Origin of the sequence: Treponema putidum (assembly GCF_024401155.1) — a bacterium.
Taxonomy (GTDB): Bacteria; Spirochaetota; Spirochaetia; order Treponematales; family Treponemataceae; genus Treponema_B; species Treponema_B putidum.
This window is the reverse complement of the sequence record NZ_CP038804.1, coordinates 1,967,339-1,982,087: the sequence shown is the minus strand read 5'-3', so window position 1 is coordinate 1,982,087 and position 14,749 is coordinate 1,967,339. Positions and strand designations below refer to the sequence as shown.

Here is a 14,749-nt window from a genome sequence, read left to right as displayed (position 1 = left end):
GCGTGTCATCCTTTAAAGGTTTTTATCCATTGTAAATGAAAGTTTTGAATACTTAAAAGATTCCAACATCAAATCGGAAAGATATTCTTTTGTTCTTTTTAATACATGTTCTGCCGTTTTGCGGTTTTCTTCAGTTAAAAATTCGCTTAAAGATTTTGCAGGTATTTTAGCTGCTGCGTCAGTAATTTCTTTTACTCTGGCTCTTCCGTAACTTTGCATTTCGGTAAGATAGGCATTGTTATCATGCTTAAATGCGGAGTAATGAGCTTCAACAAAATGGCCGATTAGCTTAAATAACCAGTAAGCATTATCGGTAGAAACCATACGGGTCATTCTTTTATAGGCCGTCGGAGTATCCAAAACATTTGTAAAAAACGGAATATACGGAACAAATGCTGTTGTTCCGAAGGCCAGCCACTGTATTCCTTCAAGACCTTTTGGAGATTTAGGTCTTAATTGTAAAATATGGGATTCGGCTGTGCGGGAAAGAGAAATGCCTCTAAAGCGTGTTTTATTAAACTCACTATTGCCTATGCCGATAGGATCAAATTCCGTTTCATTATAGTGAGAGCTTAGTATGTATTCGACATCTTCAACCGAGATAAGGCGGTTTGCTTTTTGAATAAAAGGAATATCGTTGGATACCGGAGATTGTTCTATTTCGGGATTGAGATATTTTTGAGCAAACCAAGCTCTGGGAGTGTTGTAGACTCTGTCTTTTTCGCTCGATGTCCCGAAAATGTGTCTAAAGTTAAAACCGTCCCTGTCAGGATTAAGGCTATGTTCATTTACAAATTCTTTGATGCCATTTGACCATAGATAATAATCGGGCTTTTTAAAATCGATTTTTTCGATTGAAACCTGATTTGGAGCTACGGCATAGCAGTCATCGGGAATTCTTACGGCAACCCAATGATGGCCGCAGGGAATTTCCATGTACCAAACCTCATCAAGGTCTGCAAACAAAATACCGTTTCCCTCGGCAGAACCGTATTTTTCGATGAGTTTTCCCAAATAGCTTACGCCTTCCCTTGCAGAGTTTATAAATGGGAGAACGATGTCGTTGATTGCATCTTCTGCAATTCCGTTTTTTACCAGCGGGTCATAAGCAAGCACCCTAGCGTTTCCGTAGACACTTTCGGTAGAGCTCAAGGCTACGTTTTTTTCGTTGATTCCCGCTTCGCCGTAGACGCCTTGGTTTTCCTTATCGTTCGGATAGGCTTGCGGAACGGAGGTGTAGCGGAGTGCCTTTGCAGGGAGAGGAATCTCCACGCCTGTGTTTTTAGATTTATAAATGCGTTTAGCTTCATTTACCGCATTTTCTAAAACAAATATTTTCGGGCTTATAGCCAAGTGAAAATCCTCATTTCTTGCAATAAGAATTGAGCCGTCAATGCTGGCTTTTTTTCCTACCAGCACTGTTGTACAGTCAGTGTGTGCTGAAAAAGATTTTACATTACTCATATTTTTTCCTCATATTCTAAGTTTATCTTTTTTATAAATAAGACTATACCCTAAAAAAGATATTTTTGCAAGATTTTATTAAAAAGTATTGACATTTTTTTTTATTTTTGATAGAATAGCCGAACCTTATGGGGGCGTAGCGAAGCTGGTTTATCGCGCTGGCCTGTCACGCCGGAGATCGCGGGTTCGAGCCCCGTCGCTCCCGAAAAAGCTCACCGCCTTAGTGGTGAGCTTTTTTATTTTGTATCTCCTTTTATTTATTTACGGGCAGTAGCGCAGGGGTAGCGCGCTTGGTTCGGGACCAAGAAGTCGGGGGTTCAAATCCCCCCTGCCCGATATTACCGATATTAATCGATTCTTAATCAATTGTCTTACTAAAAAAACGGGGCTATCAAGCTTGCAAACATATTTACCAAATTAAGGTCTTCAGTACTGAATTCCCTTTTTCTGATTTCAACTACAAGATAAATAACGGCTTTTATTTCTCCTTTTAAAATAACCGGAACAAGAATAGTCGAATTCCAGTTAGGAATTCCTGTGATCTCACTTTTTCCTGAAATATTTTCCCAGTCGATTTTGCACAGTTCTTTTTTTTCGGATATAACTTCAGCTATGAAATTCTTATTTATGGGGAATTTAGGCTTTGAAACAGGCTTATATTTAAAGATAGTTTTGGACGTCATTTTCTTAACAGTATAGACAAAAATTCCTGAGTCGGCACACACAGCATCAATTATCTTTTCAAGGCAGATCTCAAGTTTTTTTGTTTTTGGTATAGAACGCCGGATAAGTGAAGCGGTATCGATAAAACTTAGAATGTTTTTTGTATCATTTAGAGAGTTTCCGGTTAATATCCCTGCAAGTCTGTCTACCTTTTTTTTACCGGGCACAAGGCTTTCTTTCCATACGGCAGTTTGATTTCTGCCTCGATTTTTTGCTTCATATAATGCTTGATCTACTTTTGATAATAGGTCTTTTTTTGTTCTGCCGTGTTTTGGAAAAACGGCCACACCTATACTGACAGTTATCCTAACAGCCGGATCATCAAAATTCAATGCTGCTACCTGTTTTCTTATTTTTTCTGCAATTATCAAAGCTTGTTCTTCTTCGGTATCTGGCAGCAGAACAAGAAATTCCTCTCCACCCACACGCCCTAATATTTGTCCTTTTTTTAATATGCTTAATACGGTTTTAGCTATAGCTTTTAAGACCGTATCGCCTGTTTGATGGCCGAAAGTGTCGTTTATTTTTTTAAATTTATCCAGATCGTACATTAGAATAGCAAGGCCGGTATTCTTTATTTTGGAAACCGCTAAAAGATTGTTCAATGCATTTTCAGTGTATTTTCTGGTTATTGCCGATGTTAGTTTATCTGTAGCAGCTTCTTGTCGGACCTTATAACTTTCTATTAAAAATGCAAATATGTTTTCGATGCTAAGACAAAAACTGACTCCAAAATTACCAAAATTATTTATTTCTTTGTTTGATATAAAAACCAAATAACCCGTTAAGGTACTTTCTGTTTGCTTATGACTGTGGTAATTTATTGGAATAACAAGGTGCGATAAAATTTCGCCGTCTGTTTTGATATTTTCCGGTTTGTATGTAGATGACTCTATTAACTGTGCAATTTTTTCTATAGTTTTATTTTGACCGAAATTAAATAAAGATTTTATTTTACCTTCATTTGCAGTTATAAGTACATCAGCCGAATTTGCAAGGAGGTTTAAAGCTGTAAAACTTAAAAGAATTTTTATGTTTTGTAAAAAATCGTCTGTAAATTTTTCTATTATATTGTCAATCGATTTATTTTTAAATATGGTGGTTTGTTTTGTTTGTGCTATAATGTTTAAAATAAATGCCGGATTATTTTTTAGTTTTTCAATGCTATTTTTCAATAAAAGTTTTTTTGTCCGTTCATATGATAATGCATCAATAAATTTTATATAATCAGGCTTCATATCTTTGTTAATGTAATCATATATTATTAATGAAGGCAGTCCGTAGTGGTGAGCATTAAAATAGTTTTTTCTGAATTTTGGAGGTATTTTTTTTAGGAAAATATCTATTAGTTTTTGCGCCTCAACAAAATTAATCATTGCCATGTTAATATTATTTTTTTTAAGATAGATCAATCCCAGTTTTATGTTTATATCTATATTTATATCCAGCATATATTTGTTTTCAATTAAAGACTGTGCTTCTAGGAGCTTTTTTTCGGAATTTTCAGGATCCAGATATGCTTGTAAAAACAATAGGGGCGCTTTTATTAGAGGATAATCGCTGCTGCATTTTATTTCAAGTACCATTTTGACTATATTTTTAAAATCAATGTCACACCGGAAGACAATAATTTTTCTTAAACAATAAATAAGCTCATAAAACAAAAGATATATATTATCTAAAAAAAACGGATTCGAAATTATTTTTCTAAGATTATCTTCCAACTCTTCCGTTGAATTCACTTTACCTTGCGCAATTTTATTCAGATTGATACATAATGATAAAAAAGCGTCTTCAATATCTTTAAATTTATTTTTTAAATCTATATTTTTATCTTGAACATCATTTGCTGCTTCAAAATTTCCAATTACATAGTAAAAAACAAATCTTGTTTGTTTAAAAACATCTATATGAGAAGGAGCTTTTGATATATTCTTATTCTTTAGCATTTTTTCTATTTGCATTTCAAGTTCAGCCGTTTTATCGTACATACACATAGACAGCAAAATGCCATGTAGAAAAATCTGAGCAAAAAATATTTTATCGTTATAAGAATTTTGTATTATTTTTTTTATTGCTTTATCACAAAAAATATATGCATTATCATAATCAAAAAAATGCAAATAGGTAATACCCAGATTAAGTAAAGCCGTTATTTCCGAAATTTCATTACCTGATATATTATTATTTTCTAAAATTTTTGTATAATATGCTATTGCCGCATCAAAGTTTCTATACATATCTTCTTGGATAATAGCTAAATTATTAAAAATTATATCTTGAATATTGGTATCACCTATTTTCTTTGCTTTTTTAAGAGTTTTTAAATAGGTTTTTTCAGCATCTTTATATTGTCTCGAATAAAAAAGATTATTTGCCATATCCAACAGCACTTTTGTTTTTATTAACTTAAATTTTTTAAAATTGCCGCGTTTTAATATAGTTTTTTTTGCTTGTTCGATGGCTCCTGTATAGTTTTGTTTATATTGCAAGAATGCTATCCTGACCTTATCAAAAGATAATTCTATATAAGTATCATTTGCTTCAGCTGCGGATTTTTCGGCTAAAACTAACGATTTAGCAATTTTTTCGGGACTTGAGTTGAATTGAATTTCTTTAGTTGCTTTTATTATGTAGATTTTAGCTGCATATATTTTATTTACATTTGATTTTGCTATTATGTTTTCGGCTTGCTCCAGTTTTTTTGTACATCCTATTAAATCATCACTTTCAAGATATGATTCGGCAAGGGTAAGTAGTATATCAAGTTTTTTATCATTATCATCATTTGCAACAAGTAAATATATCTTTTCAAATATATCTATATAGGCTATGTGAGTACATTGCTTTTTTATTTTATTCTTATATTTTATACAATAATTTACCGCTTCTTCAAATAATTCTGCTTTTTCTGCATGCCAGATAAATTCATAAATATCAAAAACTTTTATTTTTTTCATTTTTTGTATGATTTTTTTATGGATTTCCATTCGGTATGAATAATCAAGTTCATCATATAAAGTTTTTTGTAAAATTTTATTTACAATTACATATTCATCTACATACTGTTTTGCGATCTTTTTTATGATATTTTGATCTAAGAACTTAGGTATATATTTTTTTACTGTTGAAGCTGTTACATTTAAAATTTCAGGCAAAGTTTGTATTTTAAAACTGGATTTGAAGATACATAAGTCTTTTAAAAAATTTAATTCGGTTTTATCCAGCTCTTTTATTTGCTTTCCTACGGCTAGCTGTATGTTTGCAGATATAGGTATAGGGATGGATGGATTAGATAAATTGGCAGAAAGTTTACATAATTCAGTTAGATTATCTTTTTTTAATTCTCCGGATATGGTAAGTTCTTTTAAAGTTTCATTAATAAACAAAGGATTGCCTGAAGTGTTTAAATATATTTTTTTTAATAATACTTCAGGAATATTTTTTACATTTATTGTGTTTCGTATCAATATTTCTGTTTCTTCCTCAGATAAATTCTGAAGATTTATTTTTTTTATAGGCGACTGATTTGATAGTATTTTAATAAGTTTTTTTGCATTAGAATTATTGTTAACTAAACTTTCGTTTACCGATTGTATCAGCATTATATTTTTTTTATCTGAATTTTCTATTGTTATGTATAATATTGATTTTGTTATAAATTCATTTATCAAGTGTATATCGTCAATAATAAAAACTATTGACTTAGACGATGTGTTTTCTATTATTAGTTTTGTTATCAAGTTTATAAGTTTATATTTAAGAGCTCTTATCCTTGTTATGTCTTCTTTAGCTTCCGTTTCAGATTTTAAAGTGTCAAAAATTGTATTTAATTCTTTTTCATAATTTTTTTGAATTGATGAGTTTTTTAAAAATAAGTTTTTCATAAGACAAGAAATAAATTTAATATCATTCATATCACCGAGGCTCGGAATATAATAAACATCAATTTTTTCAAGCAGCAGTAAAAAATATAACTCGTATAAGAAAAATGTCTTTCCAACGCCGAATGCACCTGTTATAAATATATTTTTGTTTTCAGCTTTGGAAGTTTTTTTTTGTTTAAATAATATGGAAAATATTTCTTTTTTTTCTTTTTCCCTATTGGCAGGAAATTGACAATTTTTTTCAATACTTATTGGAGTGGAAATATTATAATCGGCATTGATATTGTCATTAATATCCGATATTATTTCATAAAGGGGGTATGCTTCTTTTTTAGCTTTTCGTGCATTAATTTCATCATATATCTTAAAAAAACATGAATAAATATGTTTTTCATTTTCGTTATCTAATTGATGAATTTTTGTCTGCTGCAATTCTCTAAAATATTTTTCATCATTTTTTATTATATTTCTTTTTAAAAGCAAAGACAAAATGATTGTTTTTAACATATCATAATTATAAGTAAATGTATGAATCTCGGAATTTTTTAAAAAACTTATTTGGCGTGAATATAGATTTTTTTCGGTAACAATATCTTTTATTCTTATAAAAATTCGGCCTTTATCCCTTATCACATATATATTATTTAAATCAAAGTTATCATACACTATTCCGTATGTTATTAAATAGTTTAACTCCTTTAATATTGCGGCAAATACTTCAATCATTTCTTCCGGTTTAGCATCAAGTAAGAAGTCAAATGCAGCTTCCTTTTTTTCTATATATTCAATTGTATATAAGTATATATCTTCATTTACTGTTTTATCATCTATACTTTCTAATCGTGTAAAATCATAATTTTTTATATGAAGTGTTTCCGTTAATTGATTTATCAGAGTAAATTTTTCTCTGATAAATTTCATAAAATCTTTATCCAGATTTGAAGCATATATTAACCTTAGTTCAAGCAGTTCTCCCTTATCGGAAATTAAATCTTTAACAATAAAACGGACATTATCTTTTAATTCCATAGGGAGCTCTTCAATAATTCTATACCTGTTATTTAATATTTTCATCTAGTCCCCTCCTTATATATTCGCAGATATTATATCCGTTAAAAATTTAAAAAAATTAAATTTACTTAAATTAAATTTAGAATATTTTTCGGGAGCTGCCAAATAAATTGCACCTATTATTTTTTCGTTTTTTATCATAGGAGAGATCATCACGGAATTCCATTCAGGCATATTGGTTATGCTGTTTCTGTTTGCAATTGAGTCCCAATCCACTTGAAAAATACCCAAACCGTCTTCGGCAACCGTATGAACCAGTTCTTCATTAATCGGATAGGTTTCAAATCCTATTTTAGCATTAATCTTAAAAACAGGTGTATTATTTCTTACAGTTCTAAGAATAATAGCTCCGCTATCAGCTTCAAAGAATTCAACTATTTTTGTCAGTAACATTTTTGATAGCTCATTTTTCGGTACAGTCGGCTTTAATATATCATACAGTTCTATTGTGGCGGTTATGTGTTCACTAAAAGAAGATTCATCCACTATAACAATACCTGTATGGCTTATTTTATCTCTTTTAGTGTTGATTATAGAGGAATTCCAGATTGTACTTTTGTTCCTGCCTGTATTTTTGGAGCGATATAAGGCTTGATCCGCATTTGTAAGAAGTTCCTGAATCGTTTTTCCATGTTCAGGAAATGTGGCAATCCCAAGGCTTATTGTTATGGCCTTGTCAAACTCGGTAAAAATCAATTTTTCTATTTTCTTTCTAAAATATTCTGCTGTTTTAAATGCTTTTTGTGAGTCGGCATCGGGCAATATCACAGTGAATTCTTCACCGCCGTATCTTCCCAATATCTGGCCATGATTTAAGGAATCTAAAATTGTCTGTGTTACTTTTTTAAGGACTATATCTCCTACAAGATGTCCATAGGTGTCATTTATATTTTTAAATTTATCTAAGTCATATAGAATAAGAGAAAATTTTGAATTGGAGTTATATAACTTTTTGATAATATTTTTAAAAAAAATTTCAAAGTGTTTTCTTGTATAAGCACCGGTTAGGACATCATAATCGGATGCTTGTTGAAAACTTTTTCTTTCTACAAGCATTGTTAAAATATTAGAATGTTTTTTACAAAAAATCCTTCCCTCATGTGAAAAATTATTTATGACTTTTTCGGATATAAAGATCATAAAACCTAAAGCCTTATAATCATTAGCACCGAAATTTCTTTTATGAACGGGAATTATCATGCACGGTTTATGTAGAATTTTTTCTATTCTAGTTATATCCTGATACCCGAATTTTGTTATAATATCAAATATCTTCTGAAAATCACCGCCTTCATTTTTATTATTTAAAACAAAATGAGGTTCATCCGGATTACTTATATCTAAAAACTCATAAGATGAGGCAATTACATTTAAAGCTAAAAATCTCATAGCGCAAGCTATATTTTGTTCATAATCGTCAGTAAAATTATTAATAATTTCAACTGATGTAGTATGTTCATAGCCTTCATTTTTGAGATAGTCCTCTATCAATTTTTCTTTAAATTTTTTATCTTTTTTTATTATATTTATATGTTTTAGCTTTAATATTTCCTCCAATTCGCGGCTTTCTATATTTCTGTTATATTTTTTTTCTTTTGTTATAGGCTTCCCTTTTATAAAATCGGAAACTATATCGAATGGTCTGCTTAATTCCCAATTATTAAATAGTTTAATTCTATATTTTTCGGGTGTATTTTTTATTATGATTCCGATTTTATTCTGAATTTCCAAATAATTCACGATAGCCAGGCTTTGAATTCCGGCTGCATAATAATAATCAGCTAACGCCATATTGATAAATAAAGTTATGTTTATAAGATTTTTAGGTTTTATAAGATGCAGGTTTTCTTGTAAGACCTTTTCGAATTCAGCCTGGTTAAAATAGGTTTTTAAATAATTCATAGCTGAAATTTGAAAATCATATAATCCCGGTATATCAAATTTGATTATCTGTATTATTAGGGGTGTAAAATCAAGATCAGGACGTTTTATAATCATTGTAATAACGATATCAAATAAATTTTTAGTCAATTTTCTTTTACTTAATTCTATATTTTTTTGGGGATCTATATATGAATTAAAAATTTTTATCAAATTAGTAATATCGTTTTTGTCTCTTTTAATAATTCTTAAGGCTTCAACCATAAAATATACCATAAATATTTTTCTGTATGGTTGGTATTTTTTTATTTTTATGCTTTTTTTTAAATATGCGATTGCTTTATTGTTGTATCCGAATTCCTGATACATTCTTGCAATTAAGGCATAAAATATAAAGTTATCCTCATATACATATTTTATTTTATTTTCATGAAGTGCTTTTATATATATTTTTTTATATTTACAAAATTCTTTATATCTATATAAGTTTTGCGTAATTTCCATAAGTGTTATTATGCATGCAAATTTGAATATTTCCATATCATAAGTAAATATCTTATCTTCTGCATCTTTTGCGTATTCATAAGCTTCATAATTATTTTGAATTTGAGCCAGCATTCTAGCATAATTAATCATTGAAATAACTTCAATCGATAAAAAGCCGTATTTTTTTGCTAAACTTATAACATTTTTTATGTATGCTATGCTTTTTTCTATGTCAGGGTATGTTTCCCAATATATTAATGAAATATTGTGCATTGCAATAATTTGGGTTCTAATGTTATCGGATAAGGATGCCAATTTTTTTGATTTTTTAAAATATTTTAAAGCTGTTCTTTTATCTGGCTTTCTGTAATAAAAATAACCTAAGAATGTATAAGCTTCAGCTTTATAATTCGTATATTCCGGATTACTTTTTGTAATTTCAAGTATTTTATATGCAGATTCTTTAAAATCATTATTCTGTTGTTTTATATGATAATAGAAACATTTTGCGTTTTCTAATCTGAGATTTATGATATCGCTGGATGATTTTTCATAAAGACCGGTCAATTTTTTTATATATACAAAAATTTCGGTGTCATTTAAATAAAAATATTCATATCTTACCATTAGATTGTAATAATAAGATAAGAGAACCGTATTCTTTATTTTCGGCAAATTTTCTTCAAGGAGTAATTTTATTTCAGCTTCTTTGTCTTTTAAGCCCATCTGATTATACAGTTCAAATATTTTTAAGAGTATCGTAAATCTATTTATAACATTTTGACCGGTTATAATAGATGGAATTTTTTCATATATTTTTAATACAGCATCTATGTTTTTTGTTTTCATATTATGCTCTATTATGTCAAAATAACAAGCCAAAAGCGCTTTTTTATTGCCGGATTCTTCCAAGTGCCAAATAAGTTCATTTATATCGGCATCCGCTTCTTTTTTTAGAATATCAGCTATTTTTTTATGCTGCAGCATTTTATATTTAGGTTCCAAACGCTCATATAAAATATTGCGCATAATTTTATTTGTAATCGTGTAGTTCTGTATACCACCCGATTTTATAATGGTGATCAATCCTCTATTTATAAGTTTTTTTATAATTTTATCTATTTGTTTTTGAGGCAGGGATGAAATTTTGTACAGATATTCTATTTTGAATATATTTTGAAATAATGATGTTTCAGAATATACTTTTTTCTCGGTCACTGAAATAGCATTCAACTGATTTGTTAATGTTTCTTCAATTGATTTTGGAATTGTGTTTTTGAGTTCATCAGTATATAGCTTATCAGCAAAGAACCACAAACCTATTATTACATCCCTGTATACTGTTCCTGCATTTACAAATTCTTTTATCATTTCTACTATAAAAGATGGACACCCTGAAGTGTATTTATACAGAATAGAGCCGAAAGATATAGGAGGATATTTTAATATTAAAATATTTTTCAGCATCTCTATAGTTTCTTCTTCAGAAAAATACTTAAGCTCAAAAACTTGGCATTTTTCATGAGCATTTAATATTTTTAAAAAGTTTTCAAACTTATTTGAAACAGGAGCAACGGTTTCGTCATAGGACATAATTAAGCCAAGACGATCCGTTTCTATAATTTCAGTCACTAAATATAAAATTGTATCAAGCATAAAATTGTCTGCAAATTCCAAATCATCTAAGATAATAAAAGCCGGAATTTGCCCGGCGTTTTTAAAAAATACATTCTTAGCTTCATTGAAAATTTTAAATTTTATATTTTCAGATTCTTTTTTCCCATTACCAACGAGCTGCTGATCTTTGATTTGTTTTATGCTCTTTATGATTTTTTCTCTTTCCTCGATATCATGGATAAAATAAAAATCAAAAAAAACTTTTTCTAAAAAATCATCCCAAAAATTTTCCGAGGTGGAATTTTTAAAATTATAATTAGAATATATATTTGTTCTTTCTAAGGATAACCTGTATTCGGCTTCTTTTAAAAACCTCGTTTTCCCTGTTCCCTGAGTACCCTTAATAAGAAAAACTGCTTTCTTTGCTTTCCCTGAACTTATCTCGTTTTTTGCTTGAGACAACATATTTATTTCATTTTGCATTCCTACCAATTTAGGACGAAAAGTTATACTGTTAAGAGGAAGAATGACATCTACAGGGTAGCTGCGTCCGAGCCCCTTATTTATATCCTGAATGATGGTATATATTTTAATTTTTTCATCTTTGTTTTTATGCTGAATTTGTTTTTTTACTATCTTATACAATATATTAAAAATATCGGCATCATTTTTATTTAAATTTTTATATCTCGATTTTAATTTTGCAATAGACGATGATGAATTTATGTTAATTTCTTTTCCTGCAAGAAGTGTAATTATAAAAGAAATTACCGTATCTATATTTTCGTTGGTTCCCGTATAGTCTTCAGCTTCTTTAAACCTTACCGATGAATTATTTTCAAGTTTTGCCGATACAATATCTTTTATTCTTACTTGAAATCCGCCCTTTTTTTTGACTATCATTACATTATCATGAGCGAATATGTCGTATTCAAACCCCTTATTACTTGCATGAACAAGGCATTGGCAAACGGATACTATTATTTTAAGAATATCTTCCATCGAGCACTGTTTTACGAATTCCAAAACAGGTATTCCATTTTCAATATGCTCGGTAGTAAAAATATATAAAATTTCGTCAGGGTTTGAAGGCGGTAAAGGAGGATAAGCCAGATATAGGCTGGAAAAGCCGTAATTTTTAAGATAAAAATGATTGTCAATGTTGCTTATAATAATGAAATTCTCTTTAAAAAAAGAAAATTCTTCATTTGATAGGTCTAAAGACGATATAACCTTTAAGTTAATTTTAGCATCCTCCGACCATAAATCTACGGCTAAAAATTCCTGTACATGAGGTATTGAATTGTTTATTTTACCGATAACTTTGTACCGATTATTTATAATTTCCATAATAACATGTCCAATGCGCTATAAAAAACATACTGGCACACATTGTTCCCCACAACCTTGCGATGTTCGCTAAAGCAAACTCGACAGTTAAGGAGGTAAACTTATTTTGTTGCCGAAGTCATACCTTTTATTTTACCATCCTTTATCAAAAATGTCTAGCCCTTTTAATATTCATCAACTTATGGTAAAATGGCTTATGCTGATTTCCGAAATACAAGCCCCCCTTACAAATATCTCAGGCGTAGGCTCTGCCGCAGCCTCCCAGCTTAAAAAGCTCGGGGTAGAAAATGCAGGCGGGCTCTTGCGTCTTTTTCCCAGAGATTGGGAAGACCGCTCTAAGATAAATGTTTTTTTAGATTGGGATAGGCTGCAAAAAATACACGTAGAAATTACCGTTGTAGGCCATGAATGGTTCGGTTTCGGAAAAATGAAGACCCTAAAGCTGATAGTTGCAGACAAAAACGGGATGACCGCTTCTCTTATATGTTTTAACCGTCCTTTTTTAGAAAAAAGCTTTCCCGTGGGGACAAAAGCTTTTGTATATGGGGCTTTTTACAGGAAATACGGCGAGCTTCAATCCTCTTCATTTGATCTGGAAAGGCCTGAAAACATGCAGGCTAAAATTCTTCCTGTTTATCCTCTAACTTCAGGGCTTGGGCAGGCAAAATTGAGGAAAATAATAGCTGCTGCCTTAAAACTCTACGCCAATGGTATAGATTCCGAGCTTCCCGAGTCTATTTTAAAAAAATATGGGCTTCCGTCTAAGCAAGAAGTACTTTTTATGCTCCATGCTCCAAAATCTATGGCCGATGTGGAAAAAGGCCGCTATGCCGTCATTTTTGAAGAGTTTTTTTTGTTCCAATATGCCATAGGGATGCGCTCTATTGAAAGGCGGGGGAGGCTTCCCAACCTTGAAGATGAGAGAAATGTAGGCAAAACCGCCAAAAAAAAACCTATTTTAACGCCTCTCCAAAGTTCTCTTTTGGAAAGGCTCAACTTTAAACTTACCCAAGATCAGCTTTCGGTCTGTGCCGAAATAAATGAAGACTTGGAAGGCCTAAATCCAATGGCTCGTCTTATGCAAGGTGATGTAGGTTCGGGGAAAACCCTTGTTGCCTTTTTAGCCTGTTTAAAGGTAATAGAACAGGGTGGGCAAACGGCTTTTTTGGCTCCTACAGAGCTTTTAGCCCGCCAACATGCCGAAAACGCTGCCCGTCTCTTAGAACCTCTGGGGGTCCGCCTTGCCTTTTTAACGGGAAATACCAAGGCCAAAGGAAGGAGCAGGCTTTTACAGGAATTGCAAAAGGGAAATATCGATTTGATAATCGGCACCCATTCTCTTTTTTCTCAAGGAGTTCAATATAAAAATTTGAGGCTTGCCGTAATCGACGAACAGCACCGTTTCGGTGTCCTTCAGCGTTCAGCTATAATCCAAAAAGGAATTGAAAGCAATGAGGAAAAACAAAGTCCTAACATTTTGATGATGAGTGCAACCCCGATTCCCCGCACTCTTGCCCTTTCTATCTTTGGAGACTTGGATATTTCGACCATTAAAACCATGCCCGCAGGAAGAAAGCCTATTATTACCTATGTTGCGGGGGAGGACAAGGCTGAAAGAGTTTACAATTTTATCGGACAAGAGATTCTAAAAGGCAGGCAGGCTTATTTTGTATATCCTCTAATAGAAGAAAATGAAGACCTATCCTTAAAGTCTGCCGAAAGGATGTTTGAAGAATTAAAGACGGGTTTTCCAAACCATAGTTTGGCTCTGATTCACTCCAAGGTTGCAGAAGAGGAGCAAAAAAAGATTATGGAAGAATTCAGGTCGGGAAAGCTTAATATTCTCGTTGCTACCTCCGTTGTGGAAGTCGGCGTGGATGTTCCCAATGCTACCTGTATGGTAATAGAACATGCCGACAGGTTCGGTCTTTCCGCTCTTCATCAGCTCCGCGGAAGGGTCGGACGGGGAGACCTGCAAGCCTATTGTTTTTTAATTTACGGGAAAAAAATTACCGAAGCCGGAAAGACACGGCTAACCGTAATGAAGGAAACCAATGACGGCTTTATAATTGCCGAAGAAGATTTAAAACTACGCGGCCCCGGCGATATAGGAGGGGTTGAGCAGTCCGGTTATCACTTAGGCTTTACAATTGCCGATCCTGCACGAGATTTTAAAATTTTGCAGGAAGCCCGCTCTGCCGCCTTTGAAATGCTTGAAAAAAAATAAATTTTTTTTATTATTTTACTAATAATTTAAGAAAAAACGTAAA

Annotated in this window: 4 protein-coding genes and 2 tRNA genes; 3 read left to right on the top strand and 3 right to left on the bottom strand. The window is 31.5% G+C overall.

The annotated features are described in order from the left end of the window. Positions 1 to 12: 12 nt before the first annotated feature. Entirely contained in the window at positions 13 to 1,464 is a 1,452-nt protein-coding gene (locus E4N74_RS09210) for a C69 family dipeptidase (RefSeq protein WP_044977714.1), read from the bottom strand. A 130-nt stretch (positions 1,465 to 1,594) separates the two neighbouring features. Here E4N74_RS09210 and E4N74_RS09205 point away from each other — a divergent pair. Together E4N74_RS09205 and E4N74_RS09200 are read left to right on the top strand one after the other, a co-directional pair. Then, positions 1,595 to 1,669, top strand: a tRNA-Asp gene (locus E4N74_RS09205). Positions 1,670 to 1,728: 59 nt separating this feature from the next. After that, positions 1,729 to 1,800, top strand: a tRNA-Pro gene (locus E4N74_RS09200). A gap of 38 nt (positions 1,801 to 1,838) precedes the next feature. Here the strand turns inward: E4N74_RS09200 and E4N74_RS09195 are convergent. Together E4N74_RS09195 and E4N74_RS09190 are read right to left on the bottom strand one after the other, a co-directional pair. After that, positions 1,839 to 7,148: a diguanylate cyclase gene (locus tag E4N74_RS09195; RefSeq protein WP_255817271.1), complete on the bottom strand. Its 5,310-nt coding sequence runs from the start codon at positions 7,146 to 7,148 to the stop codon at positions 1,839 to 1,841. Positions 7,149 to 7,160: 12 nt separating this feature from the next. Then, positions 7,161 to 12,479 carry a diguanylate cyclase gene (locus tag E4N74_RS09190; protein WP_255817270.1) on the bottom strand — a complete coding sequence of 1,773 codons (5,319 nt, stop codon included), beginning with the start codon at positions 12,477 to 12,479 and terminating at the stop codon, positions 7,161 to 7,163. Positions 12,480 to 12,675: 196 nt separating this feature from the next. Here E4N74_RS09190 and recG point away from each other — a divergent pair, with 196 nt between their 5' ends. Further along, positions 12,676 to 14,706 carry an ATP-dependent DNA helicase RecG gene (recG, locus tag E4N74_RS09185; RefSeq protein ID WP_255806602.1) on the top strand — a complete coding sequence of 677 codons (2,031 nt, stop codon included), beginning with the start codon at positions 12,676 to 12,678 and terminating at the stop codon, positions 14,704 to 14,706. Positions 14,707 to 14,749: the final 43 nt, after the last annotated feature.

Bases quoted from the DNA above. Each gene is read 5' to 3' on its own strand.
- E4N74_RS09210 (WP_044977714.1), bottom strand. From the start codon at position 1,464: ATGAGTAATGTAAAATCTTTTTCAGCACACACTGACTGTACAACAGTG.
- E4N74_RS09195 (WP_255817271.1), bottom strand. From the start codon at position 7,148: ATGAAAATATTAAATAACAGGTATAGAATTATTGAAGAGCTCCCTATG.
- E4N74_RS09190 (WP_255817270.1), bottom strand. From the start codon at position 12,479: ATGGAAATTATAAATAATCGGTACAAAGTTATCGGTAAAATAAACAAT.
- recG (WP_255806602.1), top strand. From the start codon at position 12,676: ATGCTGATTTCCGAAATACAAGCCCCCCTTACAAATATCTCAGGCGTA.